Here is a 23,775-nt window from a genome sequence, read left to right as displayed (position 1 = left end):
GCGTCGCGGGTGACGCCGAAGTGCTTCGCGGGTGACGCGGGGGCTTCCAGGGCGCTTCGCGGTGCTTCGAGAGCGGGGGGACGCGGGAGGTGGAACCCGGGCGGTGGCGGGGGATTGCCGGGAGCCTAGGCCCGCCTTCAACAAAACGTCAATGGACGGGTGTACGAGGGTTCAGCGCGGCAGCAGCCGGCCGGCCAGCCGCTCCCCGGCGAGTTCGGCCAGCTCGGCGGCCCTGGCCATGCTCTCCCCCGGCCGCTCGGCCAGGTCGGTGAGGGCGATCGCGGCGGTGAAGCCGGCGGCCCGCCACTCGGGCTCGGAGAGCTCCAGCCGGCCCGCAACCGCGGCCACCCGGACCCCCGCCCGGGCGGCCGCCGCGGCGACTCCGGCGGGGGCCTTGCCGTGCAGCGTCTGCGCGTCCAGGCACCCCTCGCCGGTCACGACGAGGCGGGCCCCGCGCACGGCCCCGTCGAAGCCCAGCAGGTCGAGCAGCAGCTCGATGCCGGGTCGCACGGTGGCGCCGAGCAGGGCCAGGGCGGCGAAGCCCACCCCGCCCGCGGCACCGGCGCCGGGCGCCTCCCGGACGTCCCGCCCGGTGGCCTCGGCCACCAGGTCGGCGAACCGGGTCAGCCCCTCCTCCAGGACCACCAGGTCCTCGCCGTCGGCCCCCTTCTGCGGGCCGTAGACGGCGGCGGCGCCGCGCGGCCCGAGCAGCGGGTTGTCCACGTCGCAGGCGACCACGAACCCGACCCCGCGCAGGGCGTCGGCCAGCGGGCCGAGGTCGATCTCCGCGAGCCGGCGCAACGCCGCCCCACCGGGCGGGAGTTCGGCGCCGTCGGCGTCGCGCAGCCGCACCCCGAGCGCCTGCAGCAGGCCCGCCCCGCCGTCCGTACTGGCGCTGCCGCCGAGGCCCAGGACGATCCGCCCGACGCCGAGCGAGACCGCCTTGGCGATCAGCTCGCCGACCCCGTAGGACCCGGCCGCGAGTGGGGCGGTACGGCCGCCGGGCAGCCGGGCGAGGCCGACGGCCTGCGCCAGCTCGACCACGGCGGTGTCGTCACGGACGGCCAGCGCGGCGTCCACCGGCAGCCCGGTCGGGCCGGTCACCTTGGCCGGGACCCTCGTGAACCCGGCCGCGAGCGCGGCGGCCAGGGTGCCCTCGCCGCCGTCGGCGACGGGCAGTTCGCGCACCTCCGTGCCGGGCGCGGCGCGCCGGATGCCGGCGGCGATCCTGGCCGCCGCCTCGGCGCCCTCCAGGCTGCCCTTGAACTTGTCGGGGGCGACGACCACATGGCCCGGGTGGGGGGTGGGGGGCATGACGCGGTCCTCGCTTCCGTACGGGTCCGGCGGGTGGCACTACGACGTGCGTCCAGCATGGGCCCGGACGGCCGGTGGCAGCGAACCGCTCGATCGAGGCCGCTGGCGCGGCTGGGGCCCACTGGGGGGAACGGTGGCGGGGAGGGGCCGGGCGGCGGGTACGGGCACGACCGAAGTGCCCCGGGGGAACGTACGCGTCACCGGTCCGGGTCGACCGGCGGGCGGGCGGATGAGCCCCGGCCCGCACGCCGGTCGGGTCCGACCTCCTGGCGGCGCGGGCACGACCGGATGGGTACACGCCGCCAGGAGGAGTTCGGGGCGGGGGCTCCGGACGGGAGCCCCCGGAGGCGTTATCCGGCCTCGCGTCCGGAGAGCCGCTCGACGCCGCGCAGGAGCGCCGAGTGGTCGAGCGAGCCGTCGCCGTTGGCCCGGGCGGAGGCGACCAGTTGGGCCACCACGGCGCCGACCGGCAGCGCGGCGCCCACGGCGCGGGCGGCGTCGGTGACGATGCCCATGTCCTTGTGGTGCAGGTCGATCCGGAAACCGGGGGCGAACTCGCGGTTCAGCATGTTCGCCTTCTTGCGGTTGAGCACGGTGGAGCCGGCCAGGCCACCGCCGAGCACGTCCAGCGCGGCCGCGAGGTCGACGCCGGCGTTCTCCAGGAACACCACGGCCTCGGCGAGCACCTGGATGTTGGCCGCGACGATCAGCTGGTTGGCGGCCTTGACGGTCTGGCCGGCACCGGTCGGGCCGACGTGGACGACCGTGGTGCCCAGCGCGTCGAACAGCGGCCTGGCCTCGGCGAAGTCCTCGGCGGCACCGCCGACCATGATCGACAGTACGGCCTCGACGGCACCCGCCTCACCGCCGGAGACCGGGGCGTCCAGGGTGCGGACGCCCTTCTCCCGGGCGGCGGCCTCGACCTTGACCGAGGTCTGCGGGGTGATCGAGGACATGTCGATCAGCAGGGTGCCGGGCCCGGCGTGCTCCAGCACCCCGCCCTCGCCCAGGACGACCTGCTCGACCTGGGGGTCGGCCGGGACCATGGTGATCACCACCTCGGCGTCCCTCACCGCGTCCGCGATGCTGGTGGCGCCGTGGCCGCCGGCCGCGACCAGGGCGTCGATCGGCGGCCGGGTGAGGTTGAAACCGGTGACGTGGTGGCCGGCCTTGACCAGGTTGGCGGCCATCGGGCTGCCCATGATGCCGAGGCCGATGAAGGCGAGCTTGCGGCTCATCGCGTCGAGTTCCTTACGTGTGCGGGGGGAGGGAGGTCGAACGGGCGGCGGGTCCGCACGGCGCCGGCGGCGCCGCTACCGGGCGGCGCGCAGTTCGCGCGGCAACCACCCGAAGCTGTCCGCGCTGACGCCGGTGGAGGGCCGGTACTCCAGGCCGATCGGGCCGCTGTAGCCCGCGGCCGTGAGCCGGGCGAACAGGTCCTCGAAGTCCAGGTCGCCGGTGCCGGGCTCGTTGCGGCCAGGGGTGTCGGCGATCTGCACGTGGCCGATGCGGTCGGCGTGGGTTCCGATGACCGCCGCCAGGTCCTCGCCGTTCCTGGCCAGGTGGTACAGGTCGCAGAGGAACCTGGCGTTCCCCAGGCCGGTGGCGGCGTTGACCCGGTCGACCACCTCGACCGCGGCGGCGGCCGACACCAGCGGGTAGTCCGGCGACTCGGCCCTGTTCAGGGCCTCGACCAGCAGGACGGCGCCGATCCCGTGCGCGGCCCGCGCGGCGAGCACCAGGTGCTCCAGCGCGAGCGCGTCCTGCTCGGCCGGGTCGACGCCCTCGATCCGGTTGCCGTACAGCGCGTTGAGCGCGGTGGCGCCGAGCGAGGCGGCGAGTTCGGTGGCGACCGGGACGTTGGCGCGGAAGCGGTCCCGCTCGGACGGCACCGAGACGGTGCCGCGGGCGCCCCTGCCGAGGTCGTCCAGGAGGTTGAGGCCGGTGAGCCGCACCCCGGCGTCGGTGAACGCCTTGCGCAGCGCGTCCAGTTCGGCCTGCGACGGGTCGTGCTCCGCGCCGAAGGGCCACCACAGTTCGGCCGCGGTGAAGCCGGCCGCGGCGGCCGCGGCGGGGCGTTCCAGGAGCGGCAGTTCGCCGAACAGGATCGACAGGTTGACCGTGAAGCCGTGCTGGGCGGCCGCCGTCACGTCGCTCACCTCTCATCTCTCTTCCGCCATCCGCTACTTCCACGATCCGGAAGATGGATTCTGTGTGGTGGAAGCATCCCCGGGCCGCCGAGCGGGTGTCAAGGGAGCCGCAACATTTTGTTGAAGACACCCGGCGGCACGTCCCGCCCGGGCCCGGGCCGCTCGGCCAGCCGCCCCCTGCCCCACCCGCACCCCCGCTCGCTACAGTGACCTCGTGCGATTGATGGTGGAGTTCACGACAGAACCGTTCGAACTGGACACGTTCCCGGAGCACGCCGCGGCGGCCCGCAAGGCCGTCGACGAGGCCGGCCTGGCCGTGTCGGTCGGCCCCTTCGGCACCGGCGCCGAGGGCGAGGCCGAGAAGGTCCTCGCCGCGGTGACCAAGCTGCTCAAGGAGACCCTGGACGCCGGGGCGACCCGGATCTCGGTCCAGGTCAGCGTGCTGGGCGAGGAGGACGGGACGCCGTGACCGGGAACGTGGAACACCCGCTCGCCGCGGCGGTGAAGCCGCTACTGGCCGCGGTCGGCGCGACGTCCGTCCCGCTGGACGAGGCGAAGCCCGACGACGTGGTCCTGGAGTGGGAGGGCGCCCCCGCCCTGGCCGTCCGGCTGCCGCACCTGAGCAGCGCGCTGGACCGGCTGCTCGCCGAGATGACCCGCCAGTTCGACGGCCGCCCGCTGGCCGAGCTCGACCGGCTGGAGAAGCAGCGGGTCGTCGCCCTGCTGGAGGAACGCGGCGCCTTCACCGTCCGGCACGGCGTGGAGACCGTGGCCTCGGCCCTGGGCGTCAGCCGCTTCACGGTGTACAACTACCTGAACCGTCAGGACGGCACGAAGCCGTCCTGACGCCCGGCCCGACGCGCGCCGAGGCGCACGCGGACCCCGCCCAGGGGGTTTCCGAACGGGTGACCCCGCCGGCGCGGCAGATCCCGATCAGCCTGCAGCGGGGCACACTTGGCGGATCGCACACCGAAGGGGGCCCGGCAGCGCGGACCGGTTCGAAACGTAACCACCAACCATTCAACAAAGTGTTGACGGCCGGGTGGGGTCGATCTAGCTTTTCCGGGTGGCACCACTCTTCAGGAGGTCCACTCGTGACCAACCACCCCCACGCCCTTGCCGCCCTTGACGCTCTGGCCGCCGCCGACGCCGCCGAGCTGGAAGGGATCCTGCTGGAGGTCTGCTCCAGCCCCCGCTGGGCCGCCGCCGTCGCGGCGGCGAAGCCCTGGTCCGACCGTGAGGCCCTGCTCGCCGCCAACGCGGCGGCCATGGCGTCACTGACGGCCGAGGACCTGCGCGACGCGATGGCCGGCCACGCCCGGATCGGCAGGCCGATAGCCGGCGACGCCGCCTCCGAGCGCGAACAGGCCGGAATCCGGGGCGTGGACCGGACGGTCCTCGACCAGCTGCACGAGGCCAACGCCGCCTACGAGGCCAAGTTCGGCCATGTGTTCCTGATCTGCGCGACCGGCCGCACCGCCCTCGACATGCTCGCCGCCCTGAGCGAGCGCCACCCCAACGACGCCGCCACCGAGGCGGAGATCGTCCGCGGGGAGCTGCGCAAGATCAACGACATCCGGCTCAACCGGCTGCTCGACACCTCCTGACGATCCGTCATCTCGCGTCACCGCATTGCGTTTCCGCCCCCAGCCCGCATCGCGTCGCTCCGACCGCAGTCGACCACCGTCTCCGGGCGCCGACCACGAGTGACGACCGACGTCTCGTCACCTCCCCCATGAGTAAGGCCACTTCACCCATGACTGGCATCTCCACCCATGTGCTCGACACCAGCCTCGGCCACCCGGCCGCGGGCGTCCCGGTCGAGCTCGCACTGCGCACCGAGGGTGGCTGGCAGGTGCTCGGCGCCTCCGCCACGGACTCCGACGGCCGGGTCAGGGACCTGCCGGCCGTGGAGGCGGGCTCGGTCGTCCGGCTGCTCTTCGACACCGGCGCGTACCACGCGCTCCGGTCCGCCGAGCCGCCGTTCTTCCCCGAGGTCTCGATCGTCTTCACGGTCGCGCCCGAACAGCACCACTACCACGTGCCGTTGCTGCTCAACCCGTTCGGATACTCGGTCTACCGCGGAAGCTAGGACCGACCGACCTTGACAAGCTTAGGAGCCACGTCATGGCCCACCTGCTCGGTCAGAACCAGTACGGCAAGGCGGAGAACCGCATAGTCCGGATCCACCGCGACTCCACCCGGCACGAGATCAAGGACCTGAACGTCTCGGTCGCGCTCCGCGGCGAGTTCGAGGACGTCCACCTCACCGGGTCCAACGCCAACTGCCTCCCCACCGACACCACCAAGAACACCGTCTACGCCTTCGCCAAGAAGTACGGCATCGAGTCCGCCGAGGCGTTCGGCATCCTCCTGGCGCGCCACTTCGTCGACGAGACCGAGCGCGGCGTCGTGCACAGCGCCCGGATCCGGATCGAGGAGTACGCCTGGGAACGGATCAGGACGCCGGACAGCTCGGCCCGCTTCATCGGCTCGGAGGAGGTCGGCCACTCCTTCGTCCGCAGCGGCCAGGAGGTCCGCACCAGCGAGATCGTCTACGACGGGGAGTCCGTCCAGGTCGTCTCCGGCCTGAAGGACCTGGTCGTCCTGAACTCCACCAACTCGGAGTTCTGGGGCTACATCAAGGACGACTACACCACCCTCCAGGAGGCGTACGACCGCATCCTCGCCACCCAGGTCACCGCCCGCTGGAAGTTCGGCTACAGCGGCGCGGACGGCGAGGCCCAGCCCCACTGGAACCGCTCCTACACCCAGGTGAGGCGGCACCTGCTGGAGGCGTTCGCCGAGACCTACTCCTACTCGCTGCAGCAGACCCTGCACGCGATGGGCACCCGGGTCCTGAACAACCGGGCCGAGGTGGACGAGGTCCGCCTCGAACTGCCCAACAAGCACCACTTCCTGGTCGATCTGGAGCCGTTCGGCCTGGAGAACGACAACGAGGTCTACTTCGCCGCGGACCGCATGTACGGCCTGATCGAGGGCACCGTTCACCGCGAGGGCGTCGTCCCGGTCATCCCGGTCGCCTGACTCGCCCCGCCAGGTGGACACCGCCCGGAATCGCCGCACCCCCCGGCCCCCACGGGCCGGCCGAGTCCGGGTCGGCCGCGCCACCCGCCCCATCCCACGCGCCACCCGTACCAGCAGTTGCTCCAACCCCACCCCCACCCACCGGAGTTCGTGTCTGCCTCGCGGCGGCCGGCCCGGGGCACCGGAGAGGCCCGCCGAGGGGCCCTTGCACCGCCGTCCCACCCTCGGTCGCACCAGCACCAGCCGCTCTCCAGCGCCACGGGCGCGCCGGGAGCCACGGGCACAAGAGGGGCTCGACATGGCACCCAGCAACACCAGCAGTACAGACGGCGGTTCCACCCCGGCAAGAACGCCCGGCCCGGACGGCGCACCGGCCCAGCACTCCGGCGCACCGGCCCACCTCCCCGGCGATCCGCCCAGGCTCCCCGGGGAGCCGCCCAAGCTCTCCGGCGAGCCGCCCCGGACCGGGCCCCACCCCGTGGACGAGTTGCTGCCGCCGGCGAAGCTGCTCTCCACCGGACTCCAGCACGTCGCCGCGATGTACGCGGGGGTCGTCGCGCCCCCGCTGATCGTCGGCGCCGGCGTCGGGCTCTCCCCCGCCGAACTCGCCCTGCTCATCTCGGCCAGCCTGTTCACCGCCGGACTGGCCACCCTGCTCCAGACCCTCGGCGTCTGGAGGATCGGCGCGCGGCTGCCGTTCGTGAACGGCGTCTCCTTCGCGGGGGTCGCGCCCATGATCGCCATAGCCAAGGGCACCGTCGAGAGGACGGGCGGCCCGAAGGACGCCCTCCCGGTGATCTTCGGAGCGGTGATCGTCGCGGGGCTGCTGTGCTTCCTCGCGGCACCGTACTTCTGCAAGCTCATCCGGTTCTTCCCCCCGGTCGTCCAGGGCACCGTGATCACCCTCATCGGGGTGTCCCTGCTTCCGGTGGCGGTCAACTGGGCGCGCGGCGGCTCGCCGGGCGCCCCCGGGTACGGCTCCATGCGGGCCGTCGGCCTCGCCGCGACCACCCTCGTCGCGGTGGTGCTCTGCAACCGGCTGCTGCGCGGCTTCTGGCAGCAGCTGTCACTGCTCGTCGGCCTGGCGCTCGGCACCCTGATCGCCTTCCCGCTGGGGCTCGCCGACTTCGGCGCGGTCAAGGAGGCGAACGTCTTCTCGCTCCCGTCCCCGTTCCACTTCGGCGCGCCGATGTTCGACGCCGCCGCGATCGTCTCGATGTGCATCGTCATGGTCGTCTCGATGACCGAGTCCACCGCCGACATGCTCGCGCTCGGCAGGATCGTCGACCGCGAGGCCGACGAACCCACCCTCGCCGCCGGCCTGCGGGCCGACGGCCTGGCCACCGCGCTCAGCCCCGTCTTCAACGGCTTCGCCGCCAGCGCCTTCGCCCAGAACATCGGGCTGGTGGCGCTGACGAGGATCCGCAGCCGCTTCGTGGTCGCGGCCGGCGGCGGCATCCTGGTCCTGCTGGGGCTGTTCCCCGTGCTGGGCTCGGTCGTCTCCCTGGTGCCGCAGCCCGTCCTCGGCGGCGCCGGGATCGTGCTCTTCGGCACGGTCGCGGCCAGCGGCATCCGCACCCTCGCGGAGGCCGGCCTGGAGTCCGGTTCGAACACCATCCTGGTGTCGGTCTCGCTCGGCGTGGGCATCGTCCCGATCGCCGTGCCGACGTTCTACGACTCCTTCCCGGAGGCCGCCCGGACCCTGCTGCACTCGGGGATCTCGGCCGGCTGCGTGACGGCCGTCCTGCTCAACCTGCTGTTCCACCACGTCGGGGCCGGCCGCAGGTCCCGGGCCGGCTCGGCCTCCGACACGACGGCGCCGACGGTACCGACGATGCCGACAACACCGACGACACCGACGGCGACACCGTCCTGACCGGTCCCGGGAGGAGCGGGTGCTCCCGCGGTGCCCGCCCCTCCCGTCCCTCCCCCTAGGAGTCACACCATGGCAGTCCAGCCCCCGCCCGCCGACCAGCGGATCGTGATCGAGAACGTCGCGATCGCCACCGTGGACGCGAACGACACCGAGTACGCCCGCGGCCACGTCGTCCTCCTCGGCAACACCATCGAGGCGGTGGGCGCCGGGCCCGCCCCCGCGTGGCTGGACAACGTGGTGCGCCGGATCGACGGCCAGGGCCACCTCGCCACCCCCGGACTGGTCAACACCCACCACCACTTCTACCAGTGGATCACCCGCGGCCTGGCCCAGGACGACATCCTGTTCGACTGGCTGGTCGCCCTCTACCCGACCTGGGCGCGGATCGACGAGAAACTCGTCCACGCCGCGAGCCAGGGCTCCGCCGCCGCACTGCTCAAGTCCGGCTGCACCACCGCCTCCGACCACCACTACGTGTTCCCGAAGGACGGCGGCGACGTCCTCGGCGCCTCCGTCGAGGCCGTCCGGGAACTCGGCCTGCGATTCACCGCGCTGCGCGGCTCGATGGACCGCTCCAAGAAGGACGGCGGGCTGCCGCCGGACCACGCGGTCGAGGAACTGGACGCCATCCTGACCGCCTCCGAGGCCGCCGTGGACCGGTACCACGACTCCTCGTTCGGCTCGATGCTGCACGTCGCGCTCGCACCCTGCTCGCCCTTCTCGGTCTCCACCGAGCTGCTCCGCCGGTCGGCCGAACTCGCCCGCAGCAAGGGCGTCCGGCTGCACACCCACGGCTCGGAGACCGCCGAGGAGGAGCGGTTCTGCAAGGAACTGTTCGGCATGGGGCCGACCGACTACTTCGAGTCGGTGGGCTGGCTCGGCGAGGACGTCTGGATGGCGCACTGCGTCCACATGGACGACTCCGACATCGCCAAGTTCGCCGAGACCGGCACCGGCGTCGCCCACTGCCCGTCCTCCAACGCCCGGTTGGCGGCCGGCATCGCCCGGGTGCCCGACATGATCCGGGCCGGCGTCCCGGTCGGGCTCGGGGTGGACGGCACCGCGTCCAACGAGTCCGGCGAGCTGGGGACGGAGCTGCGCAACGCCCTGCTGATCAACCGGCTGCACGGCTCCCCCACCGCGCTGACCGGGCGGCAGGCGCTGCGCCTGGGCACCATGGGCGGCGCCCGGGTGCTCGGCCGGCAGGACGAGATCGGCTCGATCGAGGTCGGCAAGCTCGCCGACCTGGCGCTGTGGAAGGTCGACGGGATCATGCACTCGTCCATCGCCGACCCGGTCGCCGCGCTCACCTTCGGGGCGCTGCCGCCGCTGTCGGTGCTGTTCGTCAACGGCAACGCGGTGGTCGAGAAGGGGCGGCTGACCACCGTCGACGAGGACCGGATCGCGCTGGACTGCGCCCGGGCCGCCCGCGAGCTGGCGGCCCGTCCGGTCTGACGCCCACCCCGCGCTCCGGGGACGCCCAGGGACGGTGCGCCCCCGGCTCCGTACACCCGACGGGTGTGCGGACCGCGGCCCCGGACCCACGGCGAGGGTCCGGGGCCGCGGCGTTCGGCGGACAGGGTTCAGCGGACGGAGTTCAGCTGACAGAGTTCAGCGAACAGCTGACAACTTTCATCATCTGTTCGCTGAACTCTGTTCTCTGTTTCCTGTTCTCTGTCTTCCCGGCTGCCCGCTGCCCGCCGCCCGCTGCCCGCTCCCCCGTCAGGCCGTCCGCCCGATCGACGCCAGGTAGGCGCGCCAGCCGCCGTGGTGGGTGATCTCGCGGTGGACGCCGCGCTCCAGCTCGCCCCGGGAGAGCAGCATCGACAGGCACGCGGACCCGTCCTCCAGCTCGATCACCCCCAGCTCCAGCTCCCGCGGTTCGCCCGGCAGGATGACGTCCCGCAGCCGTTCCAGGGGAATGTCGTACAGCTCGCCCTGGATGGCGGTGTCCGCCTCCGGGTCCGCCAGCAGCCCCGGGCAGACGTCCGTACCACCGCTGTGGTCGATGGAGAAGAAGCGGTAGCCGGGGGCGGTCCGGGCCGGCCCGATCAGCGAGTCGGCGACCTTGGCGTGGAAGGGGCCGCCGACCATCGCCTGGCCGTTGAAGAACATGCGCGCCATGGGTGAACTCCTTACGTGGAAAAGACCGTTCCGCACGGCGAGGAGAGGACGGCCGGACTCGTCGCCGTACGGAACGAAGGGGTGGACCGCCGGGCTCAGCCCAGCAGAGGAAGCGCGGGGAGGGTCAGGAATTCCACGAACTCCTCGGCCAGGGCGACCTGTTCGAAGAGCTGGGCGGCCTCGCGCCAGCGGCCCGCACCGTAGGCCTCCTCGCCCAGCTCCGCGAGGAGTTCGGCCAGCTCCGCCGCGACCAGCGCGCGGACCAGCTCCGCGGTGGCCTTCTCACCGGTGTCCGACAGCACGACCCCGTTGTGGATCCACTGCCAGATCTGCGAGCGGGAGATCTCGGCGGTGGCGGCGTCCTCCATCATGTTGAAGATGCCGACCGCACCCACTCCGCGCAGCCAGGCCTCGATGTAGCGGATGCCGACCTGGACGGCGTTGTGCAGCCCCGCGCGGGTGCAGGTGCCACCGGCTCCGGCGACGTCGAGCAGCTGGGCGGCGGTCACCGGCTCCGCCGGGCCGGGGTCGTCCTTCTGGTGGGGGCGCTCGCCGAGCACCGCGTCGAAGCAGGCCCGGGCGACCGGCACCAGGTCGGGGTGGGCGACCCAGGAGCCGTCGAAGCCGTTGCCGGCCTCGCGGTCCTTGTCCGCCTTTACCTTCTCCAGCACGGCCGCGTTGACCTCGGGGTCGCGGCGGCTCGGGATGAACGCGGCCATGCCGCCGATCGCGTGGGCACCGCGCCGGTGGCAGGTCCGCACCAGCAGCCGGGTGTAGGCGGCCATGAACGGCGAGGCCATGGTGACGCTGTTGCGGTCCGGCAGGATGTAGTGCACGCCCGCGTCGCGGAAGTTCTTGACGATCGAGAACAGGTAGTCCCAGCGCCCGGCGTTGAGCCCGGCCGCGTGGTCGCGCAGCTCGTGGAGGATCTCGTCCATCTCGAACGCGGCGGTGATGGTCTCGATCAGCACCGTCGCCCGGATCGTGCCGTACGGGATGCCGAGTTCGGCCTGGGCATGGGTGAACACGTCGTTCCACAGCCGGGCCTCGAGGTGGCTCTCGGTCTTCGGCAGGTAGAAGTACGGACCGGAGTTGGGGTCGTCGGCGCCCCTGGCCAGCAGCCGGGCCGCGTTGTGGAAGAAGTAGAGGCCGAAGTCGACGAACGCGCCGGCCACCGGGGTGCCGTCGACCAGCAGGTGGTTCTCGTCCAGGTGCCAGCCGCGCGGGCGGACCACGACGGTGGCGAGTTCGGCGGCGGGCTTGAGGGTGTACGCCTTGCCGGTCTCACTGGTGAAGTCGATCCGGCCTTCGAAGGCGTCGATCAGGTTGACCTGGCCGCCGACCACGTTCTCCCAGGTCGGGGAGGTGGCGTCCTCGAAGTCGGCGAGCCACACCTTCGCCCCGGAGTTGAGCGCGTTGACGACCATCTTGCGGTCGGTCGGGCCGGTGATCTCGACCCGGCGGTCCTGGAGTGCGCGGGGCGCCCCGGCGACCTTCCAGTCCCCGGCCCGGATCGCGGCGGTCTCGGGGAGGAAGTCGAGCGTGCCGGTGGCGGCGATCTCGGCGCGACGGGTCCTGCGCCGGGCCAGCAGTTCCTGCCGCCGCCCCTCGAAGGCGCGGTGGAGCCCGGCGACGAAGGCGACCGCCTCGGGCGTGAGCACCTCCTCCGCCCGGTGGACGCGGGGGCCGTCGACGGTGACGACCGGAGCGGCGGTGGAAGCGGTTGGGGGTACCCCCGGCCGGAGGCTGGGCGAGGGCCCCTGATCTGCAGCCATGAGCAGGACACTCCTAAGACGGTTGGGCCTGGCGAAGGAAGCTCCGGCGGGAACTCCTTCCGGGAACTTCTCCGGGAACTCGCTCGGCGAAGTCGATCGGCGACGCTCGGCGAACTCACTCGGGGACTCGCTGGGGACTTCCTCGATCGGGACCGCCGAGTCGGCGAGCTCGATTCTGTAAGGTGGAGACTAGTTTCCGCGATACAGAATTTCAACGATTTGTTGAAGAGATCGCCGGGACTCCACTCCTCCCCGACAGCGAAGGGAACGCCGGTGGTTGCGACCCCCGACCCAGCATCGACGACAGGCGCCGACCGCACCGGCGGCGGCGTGCAGTCCGTCGAGCGCGCCTTCCAACTCCTGGAGGCGCTGGCCGACTCCGGCGGCGTGGCCACGCTCAGCGAGCTCTCCACCACCTCCGGCCTCCCGATGCCGACCATCCACCGACTGGTTCGTACCCTCGTCCAGCAGGGCTATGTCCGCCAGGACACCGCGCGCCGCTACACCCTCGGCCCCCGGCTGATCCGCCTCGGCGAGACGGCCGGCCGACTGCTCGGCAGCTGGGCCCGCCCGTACCTGGCCGAGCTCATGGAAGCCACCGGCGAGACCGCCAACCTGGCGGTGCTGGAGGGCGGCGAGGTGGTGTACGTCGGCCAGGTGCAGTCGCGCCGCTCGATGCGGATGTTCACCGAGGTCGGCCGACGGGTGCAGCCGCACTGCACCGGCGTCGGCAAGGCGCTGCTCGCCCAGTTGCCCGAGGACGAGGCACGCGCCGTCCTCGGCCCCAATCCGCTGCCCGCGCACACCGAGTACACGGTCACCGATCCGCAGGAGCTGATGCGCCAGCTCGCCGAGGCGCGCGAGCGCGGCTACGTGGTCGACGACCAGGAGCAGGAGATCGGCGTCCGCTGCATCGCGCTCGCCGTCCCGGGCGCGCCGACGCCCACCGCCCTCTCGGTCTCCGGACCGGAGGCCCGCATCCGGGCCCTGGAGGAACCTGCCGGGGCCGCCTCGCTGGTACCGGTGATGCAGCAGATCGCGACCCGGCTGGGGCAGGTCCTCGCGCCCTGACCGCTCGTCAGCCCCCGCTGTCGGCCGGCCCGGTCGGGACGGCCCGTCACGTCATCCGTTCGGGCGGACGACGGGCGGGTTGTCACCGGGCTCGGGCGGCGGCTCCGCCACCCTGGTGCCGACGCGGCCCGCAACGGCGCGGGCGGCCGGGATGCGAGGGCAGGGTGAGCGGGGATGGAGCAGCAGCACCGGGGCGTGCGGGACGGCGTGCGGGTCGACGCAAGGGACGGCGACGCACCGGGTGAGGAGGGGCCGCACCGTGGCGGGCGGCGCACCGCGAGAGGGCGGAGGTCCGGCGGGGCCGGGCTGGTCGCGGCCGTGGCGGCGGGGTGCGCGGTGATGGTGCTGGCCGGCGACCCGTCCTGGGCGCTGCGGCGGCCCGAGCCCCGGCCCGCGCTGGAGGTCACGGCGGGCGCACCCCCGGCGACCACCCTGCCCGCACCGTCGACGCCCGAGGCGACCACCCTGCCCGCACCGTCGACGCCCGAGGCCTCCACCCTGCCCGCACCGTCGACGCCCCAGGCGTCCACCCTGCCCGCGCCGGCCGCCGCCCGGACCTCCGACTCCGACCTGGAGGTGGTCAGGCTCGACCCGGACCCGGCCACCCCCGGCGGCACCACCACCATCCACGCCTTCGTCGGCAACGGGGGCCCGGACACCACCGCGTCCCCGTTCACGGTCGTGGTCGCCCTGCCGGAGGGCGTCACCACGGAGGGCCCGTACTTCCCGTCCGACTGCCAGGTGACGGCCCACGGCCGCATCGTGCGGTGCGTGTTCGGCCCGGGTCTGCGAGAGGCGCGCAGCGCGACCGCCCTCATCCCGGTCCGGCTCGACCCGCGGCTGCCGGCGGGCAGGTTGGGCGGCGGAGCGGTCACGGTGCGCAGTGCGGACGACCGGAACGAGTCCAACAACCGGCAGCCGTTCGACATCACGGTGGTCGAGAGGATCGCCCGTTCCTGAGCCACTTGGTCCCGCCGGTAGGAGCGGTCCTACCGGCGGGATCCTCCTGTCTGCGGGATCCTCCGGCCGGCGGGGCGGTCCGCCGGGCCCGGACGCCGCGCGGCGCCCGCCCGTGCCGCCCGTCCTACCGGTAGACGCGGACGTAGTCGGCGGCGAAGGTGATCGGGGCGGTCCCCTGCGGCGCGGGGTGGTACTGCCCCGCGCACACCGAGAGGTTGAGGATCAGGTACGCCGACCAGCCGGCGCCGACGCCCTTGCCGTCCGAGAAGACCTTGACGCCGTTGACGTACCAGTCCACCGAGTCGGCGCCGTAGTAGGTGCCGATGGTCACCCACTGGTCCTTCGCGATCGCGCTCGCGTCGGTGTAGTACTTCCCGTGGCCCGGGTTGACGTGGTTGGTCAGCTCCAGCAGGTTCGGGTTGTCGGGGTGGTACTCGAAGGAGTCGATCTCCCCGTTGCCGTTCTTCCACGTCCACAGGGCCGGCCAGGCGCCGCTGCCGGCGGGCAGCTTGACCCGGGTCTCGGCGTAGTCGCCGGTCTTGACCTGGAAGCCCTCACTGGAGCCCTCGGTGGTCAGGAAGCCGGTGTTCCAGGACTGCTTGCCGTTCTCCAGCACCGGACCGCCGGACGTGGCGGTGAAGGTGGCGACCCCGTTGGCGACGCCGACGTTGTTCCTGTTCAGCCAGTCGAGCTTGTTGTCGCCCGGGTTGTGGTTGCCGTAGCGGTACGCGGTGCTCTTGTCACCGACCCAGCGCTGGCCCCAGCTGATCGCGCCGTTGAACTCGTCCGACCAGGTCAGCGACTTGCCGACGACCGGGGAGGACGGTGCCGGGGTACTCGGGCTCGGGGTGGTGCTGGGGGTGGTGCTCGGCGTCGGGGTCGGCGTGGCCGTGGGAGTCGTCGAGGCCGTGGGGGTGGCGGTCGGCGTGGCCGTCCGGGTCGGGGTCGGCGTGGCCGTGGGGGTCGTCGAGGCCGTCGGGGTCGGCGTGGCCGTCGGGGTCGGGGTCGGGGTCGGGGTGGACGTCCCGGTGGCGGAGACCACCAGCTGCTGCGAGGGCAGGTTGTGCCAGCCGCCGCCGAGGTCCTGCCAGAAGCCGAACTGGGTGTACGTCCCGGCGGGCAGGGTGCGCGCACCGCTGGTGAAGCCGACCCCGCTCGGGCAGATCTGCACGTTGGAGGCGTTGCCGGGGAAGTCGAGGTTGGTGCCGCGCGCGTCGCGCACACCCACGCCGACGGTCTTCGCGGTGAAGCAGGCCGAGGAGTGCAGGCCCAGCGAGGCGGTGGTGGCCTTGCCCGCGACCATGGTGGCGGGGGCGAGCCGGTCCTGGGTGACGGTCGGCGCGGTGGCGGCCTGGGCACCGTTGACGGACGGCAGGCCGAGCAGGCCGGCGCCGCTGATGGCGAACGCCCCGGTGGCGGCGAGCGCGGCGTTGCGGCCGCGGTGGGACGGACGGGCGTGGCGCGGGCCGCGGCGGCGGGCGGGCGCGAGAGCGAGCGCGGGCCGGTGCGTGGAGCTGGCAGGCTGGGGCATGGGGTGACCTCTGCGACGCCTGCGAGGTGAGCTGTCGGATTCGGGCTGAGGTTGCCCGGCCGCCGGTGGGACGGCTTCACCCCTAGCCGCGGCCGCACGCGGGGGCGTACGGGCCGGGCGCTGACCTTGGTTCCCCCGCTCCCGTCCGCTGTGGTGCTCGGTGACCCGCCGACGGGTGGACGGGACTCGGCGTCCCGGCGGCGGGGTCCGCGAGGGCGGACGACCGTTGCAGGCTAGGCGGGTCGTCCGTGAACGGACAACCCGGCCCGCCCCGTTGTCGCGCAGCTCACAGTGGTGTCGATCAACGACGCCGGTTGGCAGTCCAGTTGATCGTTCTCCGGGAGCAGTGGGCTGCGGCTGGGCCGGGCGGAGGTTCCGGCCGGCGGGGACAGGGCACGATCCAGGCGGTTCAGGCCGGTGAGCGGCCTGCCGGCAGCGCTGGTGGCCTGCCGGCGACCTGGCGGCGGACCGTACCGTGGCGAGTACCTGACCGACTGGGCCCGGTCGGATAAATTGGGAGTCGGACATCATCCGCCGTGCACAAGAGCGGCGAGCCCGACCGGGTGCTCGCCACGACCCGACAGCCACGACCTGACCGAGACGAGGACCCGCCCCACCATGACCGCGCCCCTGCCCGCCTTCGCCGGCCGCACCTACCTCTTCCAGGCCGACAACGGCGCGGCCTTCCGCAACACCTACTCGGCCGACGGCACTCGGCTGCGCTGGGAGGGCCTCGGCGAGTCCGCGGGCCAGTGGGAGGACGTGCGGCTGCACGTCGCCGAGGTCGCGCCGGAGATCTACTTCGTCAGCTGGACCGAGCAGAGCGGGATCACCGTCAGCCATGTGATGGACCTCGGCAAGCTGACGGTGCGGGCCTTCTGGACCTTCGAGGGCGAGGGCGGCCGGGTCGGCGAGCTGCACACCGGGACGCTGGAGCGGCTGGCCTGAGCGGCGGGACCGCCGGGCGGGGGCCATAAGGCTCCTGAACGACCCGACCGGCCCAGAAGCGGACCGCAACGACCGAACCCCCGGGCCGTGGCTCCGGGGGTTCGGTCGTTGCGGTCCGGTCGTCGAGGGTCTGGTCCTTCGGGGCCGCTCGTTCGGGCTCGCGGTCGGTCAGGTTCAGACGGTCTGGTTCGGCACCTTGAGGTGCTGGGACAGCCACTCCAGCGAGGACGGCAGCAGGGCGCTCCAGGTCTCGAAGTTGTGGCCGCCGTTCTCCAGCATGCTGTACGAGACCTTCATCGGGCTCCGCACCGCGTCGACGAAGGCCTCGGTCTCCTGCCGGTAGCCGCCGTCGCCCTTCTTGGTTCCGGCCAGCAGCACGGACACCTTCGGCTGCGGCAGGTTCTTCAGCCGCCACATCAGGTTGGCCTCGTCGCGGCGCTGCTTGCTGCCGCCGAAGAGGTCGCCCGTGGTCGGGTCGTCGGCGGCGTCGTAGTAGGCGGAGAGCGCGACGGCGGTCGGGAAGACGTCCGGGTGGCGCATGGCGAGCTTGAGCGCGCAGTAGCCGCCGGTCGAGTTGCCCATGAAGGCCCAGGCCTGCGGGTCGGTGGAGACCCGGTAGCTGGCCTGGATCGCCGAGGGCACGTCCTTGGTGAAGTAGGTGTCGGACTGCGGGCCGTTCGGGACGTCCTCGCACTCGGTGTCCTGCGGCAGCGCGGGCGAGGGACGCACCAGGACCATGACGGTCGGCTGCATCCGGCCTTCCTGCAGCAGCTTGAGCGCGGCGCCCGGGTAGTTGAAGCGGGTGATCAGGTTCTCCGCGATTCCTGGGAATCCGGTGCTGACGATCACGGCCGGGAACTGCTTCTGGGCGTACTCCGGCTGGAAGTACTGCGGGGGCAGGTAGACGTAGCCCTCGGTGGACAGCCGGCTGGCCGCGCCGTCGATCCGGACCTTGCGGATCTCGCCGGACTGGCTCGGCTCGCGGCCCATCGCGCCGCCGCCCTTGACCGAGGCCTGGCCCATCGTCTCCACCATGAGCCGGCCGGAGGCGTCCGCCTTGTTGTGTATGACCACCGGGCCGGTGTCGCCGGTGCCCAGCAGGTCGTCCCAACTGCTGTAGAAGGCGAAGTAGTTGTTCGCGACCAGGCCGAGCGCGGCGAGCACCGCGAGCTGGGTGGCGAGCAGGGCACCGATCCGGCCGAGCACCGCCTGCCAGGTCTTCTTCGCGAGTCTGGGCCACAACCAGACCGTGCCGACCATCATCACGACCGCGACCAGTGCGGTCAGCGCCAGCACCTTGTGGCTCGTCAGACCCATGTCCTACTTGCTCCCACGCCTCGAACTCCAGTCCCCTCCGCTGGGGACATCCGAGGAGGTCACCCCGGTTCCCCCCGCCGGGGCGCGAGGAACAACCCTAACGCCAGCTGGGAGAAAGCTGATCGCGGCTGGGAGGCTACGGGGAGCGGGGCGGACGGATGACAACGTTCAGATAACAGATTTCGAAAGTTGTCGTCTGAATTCTGTTATCTGTTATCTGTCAGCTGTCAGCCGTCGGATGCCGGCCGAAGACGGAGCATGAGCCCCCACGGGCTCAGCCCGTCCGCTCCCACAGCCGAAGCCCCGCCGTGAGCTCGCGCATGCAGCGCGCGCCGAGGTCCTGCGGGGAGCCCGGGCCTTCGAGGGGCGCCTCGGAGGACGCCCACTGCTCCAGCGCCACCCGGATCGCCGCGGTCGCGGCGGCGGAGGCCAGCCGGATCTCCAGCGGGTCGGTGCCGTCCGGGCAGCGCTCGGCGAGGGCCGTCCGCAGCCGCTCCTCCGAGTCGGCGTGGACGCGCTGCCAGGTGGCGTTCAGCTTCGGATCGCGCAGCAGTCCGCGGGCCCACCGCATCATCTCGGCCCGCGTCTCGTCCACAGGGGTCAGCGACGCGACCGCCGCGCGTTCCAGCGCCTCGCGCATCGGCAGCTCGGCGGGGCTCGCCGCGAACAGCTCCACCCACTCCTGCCCACCCGCCGCGAGCAGCGGGGCGACGGCGTCCTCCTTGACGGAGAAGTACCGGTAGAAGGTGCGCAGCGAGATGCCCGCCACACGGGCGATCTCCTCGGCGGTGACCGCCTCCGCCCCCCGCTCGGCGAAGAGCGCGGCGGCGGTACGGGCGATCTCCAGGCGGGTGGCCTCACGGCGGCGCTGGGTCAGGGTCGGGCGTCCGGTCACGGGGCCCAGCCTACGCGGGTGATTGCCAGGGTGGCATGTCACGACGGAATGACACAAAGAGACTTTTTGGCACGACGTGCCAGTTCGACGTACCGTGTCTCCCGAGGTCGAGAGACCACGAACGAACGGAGTACCACCATGGAGCGCTTCAGCGGACGGAACGTCCTGATCACCGGCGGCGGCTCGGGCATCGGCCAGGCCACCGTGCACCGGATCCTCGCCGAGGGCGGGAAGGTCGTCGCCGTCGACGTCGACGAGGACGGTCTGAAGAAGACCCTGGACCGCGCCACCGCCGAGGGCACCGCGGACCGCCTGACCATCCAGGTGCTGGACATCTCGGACGAGGCGGCCGTCGTCGCGGGCGTCGCCGAGGCGATCGTCGGCCTGGGCGGCCTGGACGTGCTGGTCAACGCGGCCGGCATCCTCCGCTCCTCGCACACCCACGAGACCAGCCTGGAGTTCTGGAACAAGCTCCTCGCGGTGAACCTGACCGGCACCTTCCTGATGACGCGCGAGGCGCTCCCCGCGCTCCTCGCCGGCGGTAGGGGCGTGGTGGTCAACTTCAGCTCCACCTCCGCGAGCTTCGCCCACCCCTACATGGCCGCGTACGCCGCGACCAAGGGCGGCATCCAGTCCTTCACCCACGCCATCGCCTCGGAGTACTCGAAGCAGGGCCTGCGCGCGGTCTGCGTCGCGCCGGGCAGCATCGACAGCGGCATGACCCACAACCCGGGCCTGCCCGCCGACGCCGACTTCAGCCTGCTGGCCAAGCTCTCCCCCGCCCTCGGCCAGGGCTTCGCCGGCCCGGAGACGGTGGCCGGCGTGATCGCCATGCTCGCCTCCGACGACGGTGCCTTCGTCACCGGCACCGAGCTGCGCATCGACGGCGGCACCCACATGTGACCCGCCGGTCGCCCCGCCGGCCCGGTGGAGGTCGGGGCCTGTGCCGCCCCCCGTACGGCACAGGCCCCGCCTCCGTGTCCCCCGGATCTCCCCGACGCCGCCCCGGTTCCTTCGGTACCGGTGCGTCGGCAGCGGTCAGCCCAGGGGCTTCTCCAGGAGGAGTTCCCGGGTGACCCCGTCGGCGAGCAGGTCGCCGGGCTGCGCGAGCGGGGTGAAACCGTGGCGGCGGTAGAGGGCGAGCGCCGCCACGTTGCCGGGGAGCACGGCGAGGCGCAGCGCGCTGCCGCCGGTGCCCCGGGCCCAGCGCTCGACCTCTGCGATGAGCCGGTCCGCGACGCCCCGGCCCCGTGCCCGCCGGGCGACCCAGAGCGAGCGCAACTCCGGTACGCCGTCCGGCGATCCGGGCATGCCGCCGACCAGGCCCACCGGGTCGTCGCCGAGGAGGGCCGCGACGTGGTGGGCGTCCGCGCGGCGGAGCCGGTCGTGCCAGCGGTCCTCGCCGCCCTGGTGCCAGTCGGCGAGGCCGGCCTTGAAGGCCTCCGGCGCATCGGTCAGGGCGGCGAGGCGGAGGTCCCGCCAGAGCGGCCAGTCGGCGGTCGTGAGGGTTCGGAGCGTCGGCGCCGTCATGGCCGGCACCGTGGACGGCGGGCCGGAGGGCCCTCGGCTGGTTCCCGCACCCCGGGGATCGCCCACTCCCGGCTCCGCTGGTCCGGGGCCCGTTCGACGAGGGCGCACTACGGCACGCGCCAGTCGGCGGCGAAGGCGGCGGCCGGGTTGGTGATGAGGAGCAGCTCGGTCAGTTCGGGGCCGTAGCTGCGGGCCAGGCGCGGGGCGAGCTCGGTGAGCAGGCGGACCGGGCCGCCGGCCGCGCGGGCGGACCGGGTGGTGGTGTCGGCGCCGAGCAGCAGTCGGGAGGCATGACCCGCCTCGACCAGGTCGGCGATCACGTCGAAGGCCTGGTGGTCGGCGGGGTGGCCGGCCCGGGACGGGCTGTCCAGGGCGAGACGGACGCCTTCGGCGGCCAGGGCGCGGTGCATCCGGCGGTCGGGCAGCCGGGTGAGGTGGCCGAGGATGATCCGGTCGGGCCGGACGCCGTGCCGGTCGCACAGCTGGTGCAGTACCCAGTGCGGGGCGCCGTCGGCTTCGAGGTGGACGGCGATCGGGGAGTCCGTGGCGTGGTGGGCCTCGGCGGCCGCGGCCATCGTCCACCGGGTGTGCCGGCTGGCCGGCCCCGCGTCGTCCGCGACCTTGATCAGCCCGGCCCGGACGCCGTCGGGCGCGCCGGGCAGACCGGTGGTGAGTTCGGCGACGAAACGTTCCGCCAGGTCGGCGTACGTGCCCGGGCGCTCGGCCGACTCGACGCCGGGTCGGGGGGACTCGGGGAGCGCGGGGAGCGCGGCGGCCTCGGGGAGCGCGGGGAGCTCGGGGAAGAAGCCCGGAGGGTAGTGGACGGCCTGGTGCGCGCCGGTGGCGGCGACGATCTGGACGCCGGTCGCACGGGAGAGCGCGGCGAGGGAGTCCGCGCCCCGGCCCAGGCCGTGCGGGGTCCACTGGACGAAGGTGCGGCCACCGGCGGCGGCGTAGCCGCGCAGGACGGCCTCGGCGGCGGCCGGATCGTCCAGCTCCTGGCCGGGGAGCAGCGGGCTGCGGATGAAGAGGTGGTCGTGGGAGTCGGTGACGCCGAGGTCGGCGGGGTCCAGGTCGCCGAGAACGGTGCGGACGGTGCGGCTCATGCCTCGGTCTCCGGGGGCGTGCTCTCGGCGGTCCCAGCCGTTTCAGCGGTCCCGGCGGTCCCGGGGGTCTGAGCGGCGGTCCTGGCGGGGTCGCCCGTCTCGGCGAAGGCGGCGGTGGCGACGCGCAGGCCGGCCAGTGCCTTGGGGAGGCCGACGTACGGGGCGAGGTGGACGAGCACCTCGGTGATCTCCGCCTCCGTCAGGCCGATCCGCCGGCTGTACCGGACGTGGTCGGCGAGCTGCGGCTCGACGCCGCCGAGGGCGGTGAGGGCGGCCAGGTTGGCGATCTGACGGTCGCGCAGGGCGAGGCCCGGGCGCTGGTAGGTGCCGCCGAAGAGGCTGGTGACGATCCAGTCGGGGAAGCCGGGTGCGAGGGCGTCCAGGCCGCCGAGGGTGGCGGCGGCGCCCGGACCGGCGAGGTCGGCGAGCAGGGCGTGGCCGGCCGCGCGGTCGAGCGGGGCCCGGGTGAGACCGGTGTCGGCGGGAGCGGTCGCGGAGGACATCGGGGTGACGGGTCCTTTCACCAGTGGCGGCCGGCCGGCAGCCGGTCGAGTTCGGGGCGGGAGAGGTGCAGCACCTGGTACCGGACACCGGGCGCATCTTCAGGGGCCGGGCCGCGCCAGAGGGCGAAGCGGAGCAGTTCCCAGCGGCTCGGGTCGACGGCCACCGCCGCGGTGTGCAGGTCCGGGTGCGCGGGGAGGTCGGCGAGCGCCCGCTCGGCGGCCTCGGCCGGGTCGGCGGCTTCCGGCAGCCGTACGGTCTCGCGGGTGGCGGTGGTCGGCGGCCCGACCTGGTCCCCTGCTCCGCCCGCTGCCGCCTGGGCCGCCGACGCACCGTGGGTCAGGCCCGCGCCGAGCCAGTGCCGGACGGCGGGGCGGCCGAAGTCGGCACTCAGGCCGCGGAAGCCCGCTCCCCAGAGGAAGCTGTTCATGCCCTCGGCGGTGCGCCAGAGGTAGAACGGCGCGTACTGGTTGACGGGCGAACCCTGGTGGCCGCGCTCGCGGACCAGATAGGCCTTGAGGCCGAGGCCCGGGTATGCGTCGAGCAGGTGGCCCTTGTCGGCGACGCGTCGGCGGATGATGCCCATGTCGTAGTCGGCGGGGAGGGTGATCTCGTACTGCATGGCGTGCACGGTGGGGCTCCTCGGGGTCGACGGGCTCTGCGGGCGCTCTGCGGGTGCTCTGCGGGTGCCTCAGGTTCGGCGGGCTCTGCGGGCGCTCTGCGGGCGCCCTCGGGTCGGCGGCGCGGGTAAGGACGACTGGTCAGGCCGTGCGGTGTGCGGCGAGCAGGCCGAGGGCGCCGCGGACGGCCTGGTCGAAGGGCTCGGCGCTGTCGGCGGCGCGGGCCAGGACGTAGCCGCCCTGGACGACGGCGACCACGGCGGCGGCGGTGTCGGCCGGGTCGAGGCCGGGGGCGAACTCGCCGGCCGCCTGGCCTTCGGCGATCAGTCCGGCGATCCGGCCGCGCAACCAGTCGAAGGTCTCCTCGACGGGCGCGCGCAGCTGCGGGTCGGCCACCACGTCCGGGTCCTGGGCCATCCGGCCGATCCGGCAGCCGCGCAGGACGTCGCGGTCGCGGTGCAGGTAACCGGCGATCCGGTCGTAGGCGGTGCCGGGGGCGGCGAGGTCGGCCTCGGCGACGCCCCGCATCTGGTCGGCACTGCGGCGCAGGGCGGCGGCCGCGAGATCGGGCTTGCCGGTGAAGTGGTGGTACATGCTGCCCTGGCCGACTCCGGAGTGCTGCTGGATGGCCTTGGGGCTGGTGCCGACGTAGCCGCGCTCCCAGAGGAGGGCCTGGGTGCTCTCGATGAGACGGTCCTGGGTGCTCATGCGGATCACTGTACATACCAGTAGGTACAGAATTCCAGTGCCGGACGTCGTCCGGGGAGTCGGAGGCCTCGGATCGCCCGGATCTCACGGAATCTCACGGATCTGCCGGACATACCCGACATGCCGGACCGCCTTCGCCGGGCGGAGACGGTCGAGGGCCGTGCGCCGCCCCCCGGCGGCCACGGCCCCTCGACCGTTCGTCATCCCCCGCCCCGCCGAACGGCATTCCGGCGCGGATGGTGGCGCGCGTCACGTCACCGACGGTGGTCGGCATCACGCCGCGTAGGGGTGCACGGCGCAT

24 protein-coding genes and 1 riboswitch are annotated in these 23,775 nt (G+C 73.2%); of the genes, 11 read left to right on the top strand and 13 right to left on the bottom strand.

From position 1 onward, the window contains the following. Positions 1-171: 171 nt before the first annotated feature. The 3 genes from ACZ5GH_RS29485 to ACZ5GH_RS29475 all read right to left on the bottom strand — a co-directional run bounded on the left by ACZ5GH_RS29485 (position 172) and on the right by ACZ5GH_RS29475 (position 3,473). Positions 172-1,314 (bottom strand): glycerate kinase, encoded by a 1,143-nt coding sequence (locus tag ACZ5GH_RS29485; RefSeq protein WP_464335787.1) that lies wholly within the window; start codon positions 1,312-1,314, stop codon positions 172-174. Between the two features lie 350 nt (positions 1,315-1,664). After that, complete coding sequence (locus ACZ5GH_RS29480; RefSeq protein WP_387756762.1) at positions 1,665-2,552, bottom strand: 2-hydroxy-3-oxopropionate reductase; 888 nt, start codon at positions 2,550-2,552, stop codon at positions 1,665-1,667. Positions 2,553-2,627: 75 nt separating this feature from the next. Further along, the gene (locus ACZ5GH_RS29475) at positions 2,628-3,473 is read right to left on the bottom strand and encodes a TIM barrel protein (RefSeq protein WP_387756763.1); all 846 of its coding nucleotides are present in this window, start codon (positions 3,471-3,473) and stop codon (positions 2,628-2,630) included. 214 nt (positions 3,474-3,687) lie between these two features. Between ACZ5GH_RS29475 and ACZ5GH_RS29470 the strand changes: the two genes are divergently transcribed. The 7 genes from ACZ5GH_RS29470 (at position 3,688) to ACZ5GH_RS29440 (ending at position 9,843) form a co-directional block, all read left to right on the top strand. After that, a complete protein-coding gene (locus ACZ5GH_RS29470) occupies positions 3,688-3,933 on the top strand; it encodes a thiamine-binding protein (protein WP_387756827.1) in 246 nt (81 codons plus the stop codon). Further along, complete coding sequence (locus ACZ5GH_RS29465; protein ID WP_387756764.1) at positions 3,930-4,310, top strand: helix-turn-helix domain-containing protein; 381 nt, start codon at positions 3,930-3,932, stop codon at positions 4,308-4,310. The genes ACZ5GH_RS29470 and ACZ5GH_RS29465 overlap by 4 nt, the downstream gene beginning before the upstream one ends. A gap of 248 nt (positions 4,311-4,558) precedes the next feature. Next, positions 4,559-5,071, top strand: a complete 513-nt coding sequence (uraD, locus tag ACZ5GH_RS29460) for a 2-oxo-4-hydroxy-4-carboxy-5-ureidoimidazoline decarboxylase (RefSeq protein ID WP_464335786.1) — start codon at positions 4,559-4,561, stop codon at positions 5,069-5,071. A 149-nt stretch (positions 5,072-5,220) separates the two neighbouring features. Further along, positions 5,221-5,556, top strand: a complete 336-nt coding sequence (uraH, locus tag ACZ5GH_RS29455) for a hydroxyisourate hydrolase (RefSeq protein WP_387756766.1) — start codon at positions 5,221-5,223, stop codon at positions 5,554-5,556. 35 nt (positions 5,557-5,591) lie between these two features. After that, the gene (gene pucL / locus ACZ5GH_RS29450) at positions 5,592-6,512 is read left to right on the top strand and encodes a factor-independent urate hydroxylase (protein ID WP_387756767.1); all 921 of its coding nucleotides are present in this window, start codon (positions 5,592-5,594) and stop codon (positions 6,510-6,512) included. A gap of 298 nt (positions 6,513-6,810) precedes the next feature. Further along, on the top strand, positions 6,811-8,388 hold the full coding sequence (locus tag ACZ5GH_RS29445) for a nucleobase:cation symporter-2 family protein (RefSeq protein ID WP_387756768.1): 1,578 nt from the start codon (positions 6,811-6,813) through the stop codon (positions 8,386-8,388). A gap of 69 nt (positions 8,389-8,457) precedes the next feature. Continuing rightward, on the top strand, positions 8,458-9,843 hold the full coding sequence (locus tag ACZ5GH_RS29440) for an 8-oxoguanine deaminase (RefSeq protein ID WP_387756769.1): 1,386 nt from the start codon (positions 8,458-8,460) through the stop codon (positions 9,841-9,843). A 267-nt stretch (positions 9,844-10,110) separates the two neighbouring features. Here ACZ5GH_RS29440 and ACZ5GH_RS29435 read toward each other — a convergent pair whose 3' ends face one another. After that, on the bottom strand, positions 10,111-10,512 hold the full coding sequence (locus ACZ5GH_RS29435) for an allophanate hydrolase-related protein (RefSeq protein WP_464335785.1): 402 nt from the start codon (positions 10,510-10,512) through the stop codon (positions 10,111-10,113). Positions 10,513-10,607: 95 nt separating this feature from the next. Then, the gene (gene aceB / locus ACZ5GH_RS29430; RefSeq protein ID WP_464335784.1) at positions 10,608-12,287 is read right to left on the bottom strand and encodes a malate synthase A; all 1,680 of its coding nucleotides are present in this window, start codon (positions 12,285-12,287) and stop codon (positions 10,608-10,610) included. 273 nt (positions 12,288-12,560) lie between these two features. On the opposite strand from aceB, the gene ACZ5GH_RS29425 reads away from it, so the two are divergent. Together ACZ5GH_RS29425 and ACZ5GH_RS29420 are read left to right on the top strand one after the other, a co-directional pair. Next, a complete protein-coding gene (locus ACZ5GH_RS29425) occupies positions 12,561-13,358 on the top strand; it encodes an IclR family transcriptional regulator (protein WP_387756772.1) in 798 nt (265 codons plus the stop codon). 174 nt (positions 13,359-13,532) lie between these two features. Then, a complete protein-coding gene (locus tag ACZ5GH_RS29420) occupies positions 13,533-14,318 on the top strand; it encodes a hypothetical protein (RefSeq protein WP_464335783.1) in 786 nt (261 codons plus the stop codon). 124 nt (positions 14,319-14,442) lie between these two features. On the opposite strand, the gene ACZ5GH_RS29415 is transcribed toward ACZ5GH_RS29420, so the two are convergent. Beyond that, on the bottom strand, positions 14,443-15,849 hold the full coding sequence (locus tag ACZ5GH_RS29415) for a glycoside hydrolase family 16 protein (RefSeq protein ID WP_387756774.1): 1,407 nt from the start codon (positions 15,847-15,849) through the stop codon (positions 14,443-14,445). A gap of 1 nt (position 15,850) precedes the next feature. Beyond that, positions 15,851-16,015: riboswitch (cyclic di-AMP (ydaO/yuaA leader) on the bottom strand. Between the two features lie 452 nt (positions 16,016-16,467). On the opposite strand from ACZ5GH_RS29415, the gene ACZ5GH_RS29410 reads away from it, so the two are divergent. Continuing rightward, a complete protein-coding gene (locus ACZ5GH_RS29410) occupies positions 16,468-16,797 on the top strand; it encodes a MoaF-related domain-containing protein (RefSeq protein WP_387756775.1) in 330 nt (109 codons plus the stop codon). A 174-nt stretch (positions 16,798-16,971) separates the two neighbouring features. Here the strand turns inward: ACZ5GH_RS29410 and ACZ5GH_RS29405 are convergent, their stop codons facing one another. Both ACZ5GH_RS29405 and ACZ5GH_RS29400 read right to left on the bottom strand, forming a co-directional pair. After that, positions 16,972-18,114 carry an alpha/beta hydrolase gene (locus tag ACZ5GH_RS29405; protein ID WP_464335782.1) on the bottom strand — a complete coding sequence of 381 codons (1,143 nt, stop codon included), beginning with the start codon at positions 18,112-18,114 and terminating at the stop codon, positions 16,972-16,974. A gap of 274 nt (positions 18,115-18,388) precedes the next feature. Next, entirely contained in the window at positions 18,389-19,009 is a 621-nt protein-coding gene (locus tag ACZ5GH_RS29400; RefSeq protein ID WP_464335781.1) for a TetR family transcriptional regulator, read from the bottom strand. A gap of 138 nt (positions 19,010-19,147) precedes the next feature. Here ACZ5GH_RS29400 and ACZ5GH_RS29395 point away from each other — a divergent pair, with 138 nt between their 5' ends. After that, positions 19,148-19,912, top strand: coding sequence for an SDR family NAD(P)-dependent oxidoreductase (locus tag ACZ5GH_RS29395; RefSeq protein ID WP_464335780.1), 765 nt, complete (start codon positions 19,148-19,150; stop codon positions 19,910-19,912). A 135-nt stretch (positions 19,913-20,047) separates the two neighbouring features. Here ACZ5GH_RS29395 and ACZ5GH_RS29390 read toward each other — a convergent pair whose 3' ends face one another. From ACZ5GH_RS29390 to ACZ5GH_RS29370, 5 genes are all read right to left on the bottom strand, one after another. Further along, positions 20,048-20,539: a GNAT family N-acetyltransferase gene (locus tag ACZ5GH_RS29390; protein WP_464335779.1), complete on the bottom strand. Its 492-nt coding sequence runs from the start codon at positions 20,537-20,539 to the stop codon at positions 20,048-20,050. 107 nt (positions 20,540-20,646) lie between these two features. Continuing rightward, on the bottom strand, positions 20,647-21,645 hold the full coding sequence (locus ACZ5GH_RS29385; protein WP_387756780.1) for a phosphotriesterase family protein: 999 nt from the start codon (positions 21,643-21,645) through the stop codon (positions 20,647-20,649). Beyond that, the gene (locus ACZ5GH_RS29380) at positions 21,642-22,148 is read right to left on the bottom strand and encodes a carboxymuconolactone decarboxylase family protein (RefSeq protein ID WP_464335778.1); all 507 of its coding nucleotides are present in this window, start codon (positions 22,146-22,148) and stop codon (positions 21,642-21,644) included. The genes ACZ5GH_RS29385 and ACZ5GH_RS29380 overlap by 4 nt, the downstream gene beginning before the upstream one ends. 17 nt (positions 22,149-22,165) lie before the next feature. Further along, positions 22,166-22,777 carry a DUF4865 family protein gene (locus tag ACZ5GH_RS29375; RefSeq protein WP_464335777.1) on the bottom strand — a complete coding sequence of 204 codons (612 nt, stop codon included), beginning with the start codon at positions 22,775-22,777 and terminating at the stop codon, positions 22,166-22,168. A gap of 130 nt (positions 22,778-22,907) precedes the next feature. Beyond that, positions 22,908-23,474, bottom strand: coding sequence for a TetR/AcrR family transcriptional regulator (locus ACZ5GH_RS29370; protein ID WP_464335776.1), 567 nt, complete (start codon positions 23,472-23,474; stop codon positions 22,908-22,910). Positions 23,475-23,775: the final 301 nt, after the last annotated feature.

The sequence above is a fragment of the Kitasatospora sp. Xyl93 genome (assembly GCF_055383135.1).
This window is presented reverse-complemented; position numbering and strand designations above follow the sequence as displayed.

What these genes read in the sequence shown, in the direction of transcription:
- ACZ5GH_RS29485 (WP_464335787.1), bottom strand. Translation starts at nt 1,314, where the DNA reads ATGCCCCCCACCCCCCACCCGGGCCATGTGGTCGTCGCCCCCGACAAG.
- ACZ5GH_RS29480 (WP_387756762.1), bottom strand. Translation starts at nt 2,552, where the DNA reads ATGAGCCGCAAGCTCGCCTTCATCGGCCTCGGCATCATGGGCAGCCCG.
- ACZ5GH_RS29470 (WP_387756827.1), top strand. Translation starts at nt 3,688, where the DNA reads ATGGTGGAGTTCACGACAGAACCGTTCGAACTGGACACGTTCCCGGAG.
- uraH (WP_387756766.1), top strand. Translation starts at nt 5,221, where the DNA reads ATGACTGGCATCTCCACCCATGTGCTCGACACCAGCCTCGGCCACCCG.
- pucL (WP_387756767.1), top strand. Translation starts at nt 5,592, where the DNA reads ATGGCCCACCTGCTCGGTCAGAACCAGTACGGCAAGGCGGAGAACCGC.
- ACZ5GH_RS29445 (WP_387756768.1), top strand. Translation starts at nt 6,811, where the DNA reads ATGGCACCCAGCAACACCAGCAGTACAGACGGCGGTTCCACCCCGGCA.
- ACZ5GH_RS29440 (WP_387756769.1), top strand. Translation starts at nt 8,458, where the DNA reads ATGGCAGTCCAGCCCCCGCCCGCCGACCAGCGGATCGTGATCGAGAAC.
- ACZ5GH_RS29435 (WP_464335785.1), bottom strand. Translation starts at nt 10,512, where the DNA reads ATGGCGCGCATGTTCTTCAACGGCCAGGCGATGGTCGGCGGCCCCTTC.
- aceB (WP_464335784.1), bottom strand. Translation starts at nt 12,287, where the DNA reads ATGGCTGCAGATCAGGGGCCCTCGCCCAGCCTCCGGCCGGGGGTACCC.
- ACZ5GH_RS29420 (WP_464335783.1), top strand. Translation starts at nt 13,533, where the DNA reads ATGGAGCAGCAGCACCGGGGCGTGCGGGACGGCGTGCGGGTCGACGCA.
- ACZ5GH_RS29415 (WP_387756774.1), bottom strand. Translation starts at nt 15,849, where the DNA reads ATGCCCCAGCCTGCCAGCTCCACGCACCGGCCCGCGCTCGCTCTCGCG.
- ACZ5GH_RS29410 (WP_387756775.1), top strand. Translation starts at nt 16,468, where the DNA reads ATGACCGCGCCCCTGCCCGCCTTCGCCGGCCGCACCTACCTCTTCCAG.
- ACZ5GH_RS29405 (WP_464335782.1), bottom strand. Translation starts at nt 18,114, where the DNA reads ATGGGTCTGACGAGCCACAAGGTGCTGGCGCTGACCGCACTGGTCGCG.
- ACZ5GH_RS29395 (WP_464335780.1), top strand. Translation starts at nt 19,148, where the DNA reads ATGGAGCGCTTCAGCGGACGGAACGTCCTGATCACCGGCGGCGGCTCG.
- ACZ5GH_RS29390 (WP_464335779.1), bottom strand. Translation starts at nt 20,539, where the DNA reads ATGACGGCGCCGACGCTCCGAACCCTCACGACCGCCGACTGGCCGCTC.
- ACZ5GH_RS29385 (WP_387756780.1), bottom strand. Translation starts at nt 21,645, where the DNA reads ATGAGCCGCACCGTCCGCACCGTTCTCGGCGACCTGGACCCCGCCGAC.
- ACZ5GH_RS29380 (WP_464335778.1), bottom strand. Translation starts at nt 22,148, where the DNA reads ATGTCCTCCGCGACCGCTCCCGCCGACACCGGTCTCACCCGGGCCCCG.
- ACZ5GH_RS29370 (WP_464335776.1), bottom strand. Translation starts at nt 23,474, where the DNA reads ATGAGCACCCAGGACCGTCTCATCGAGAGCACCCAGGCCCTCCTCTGG.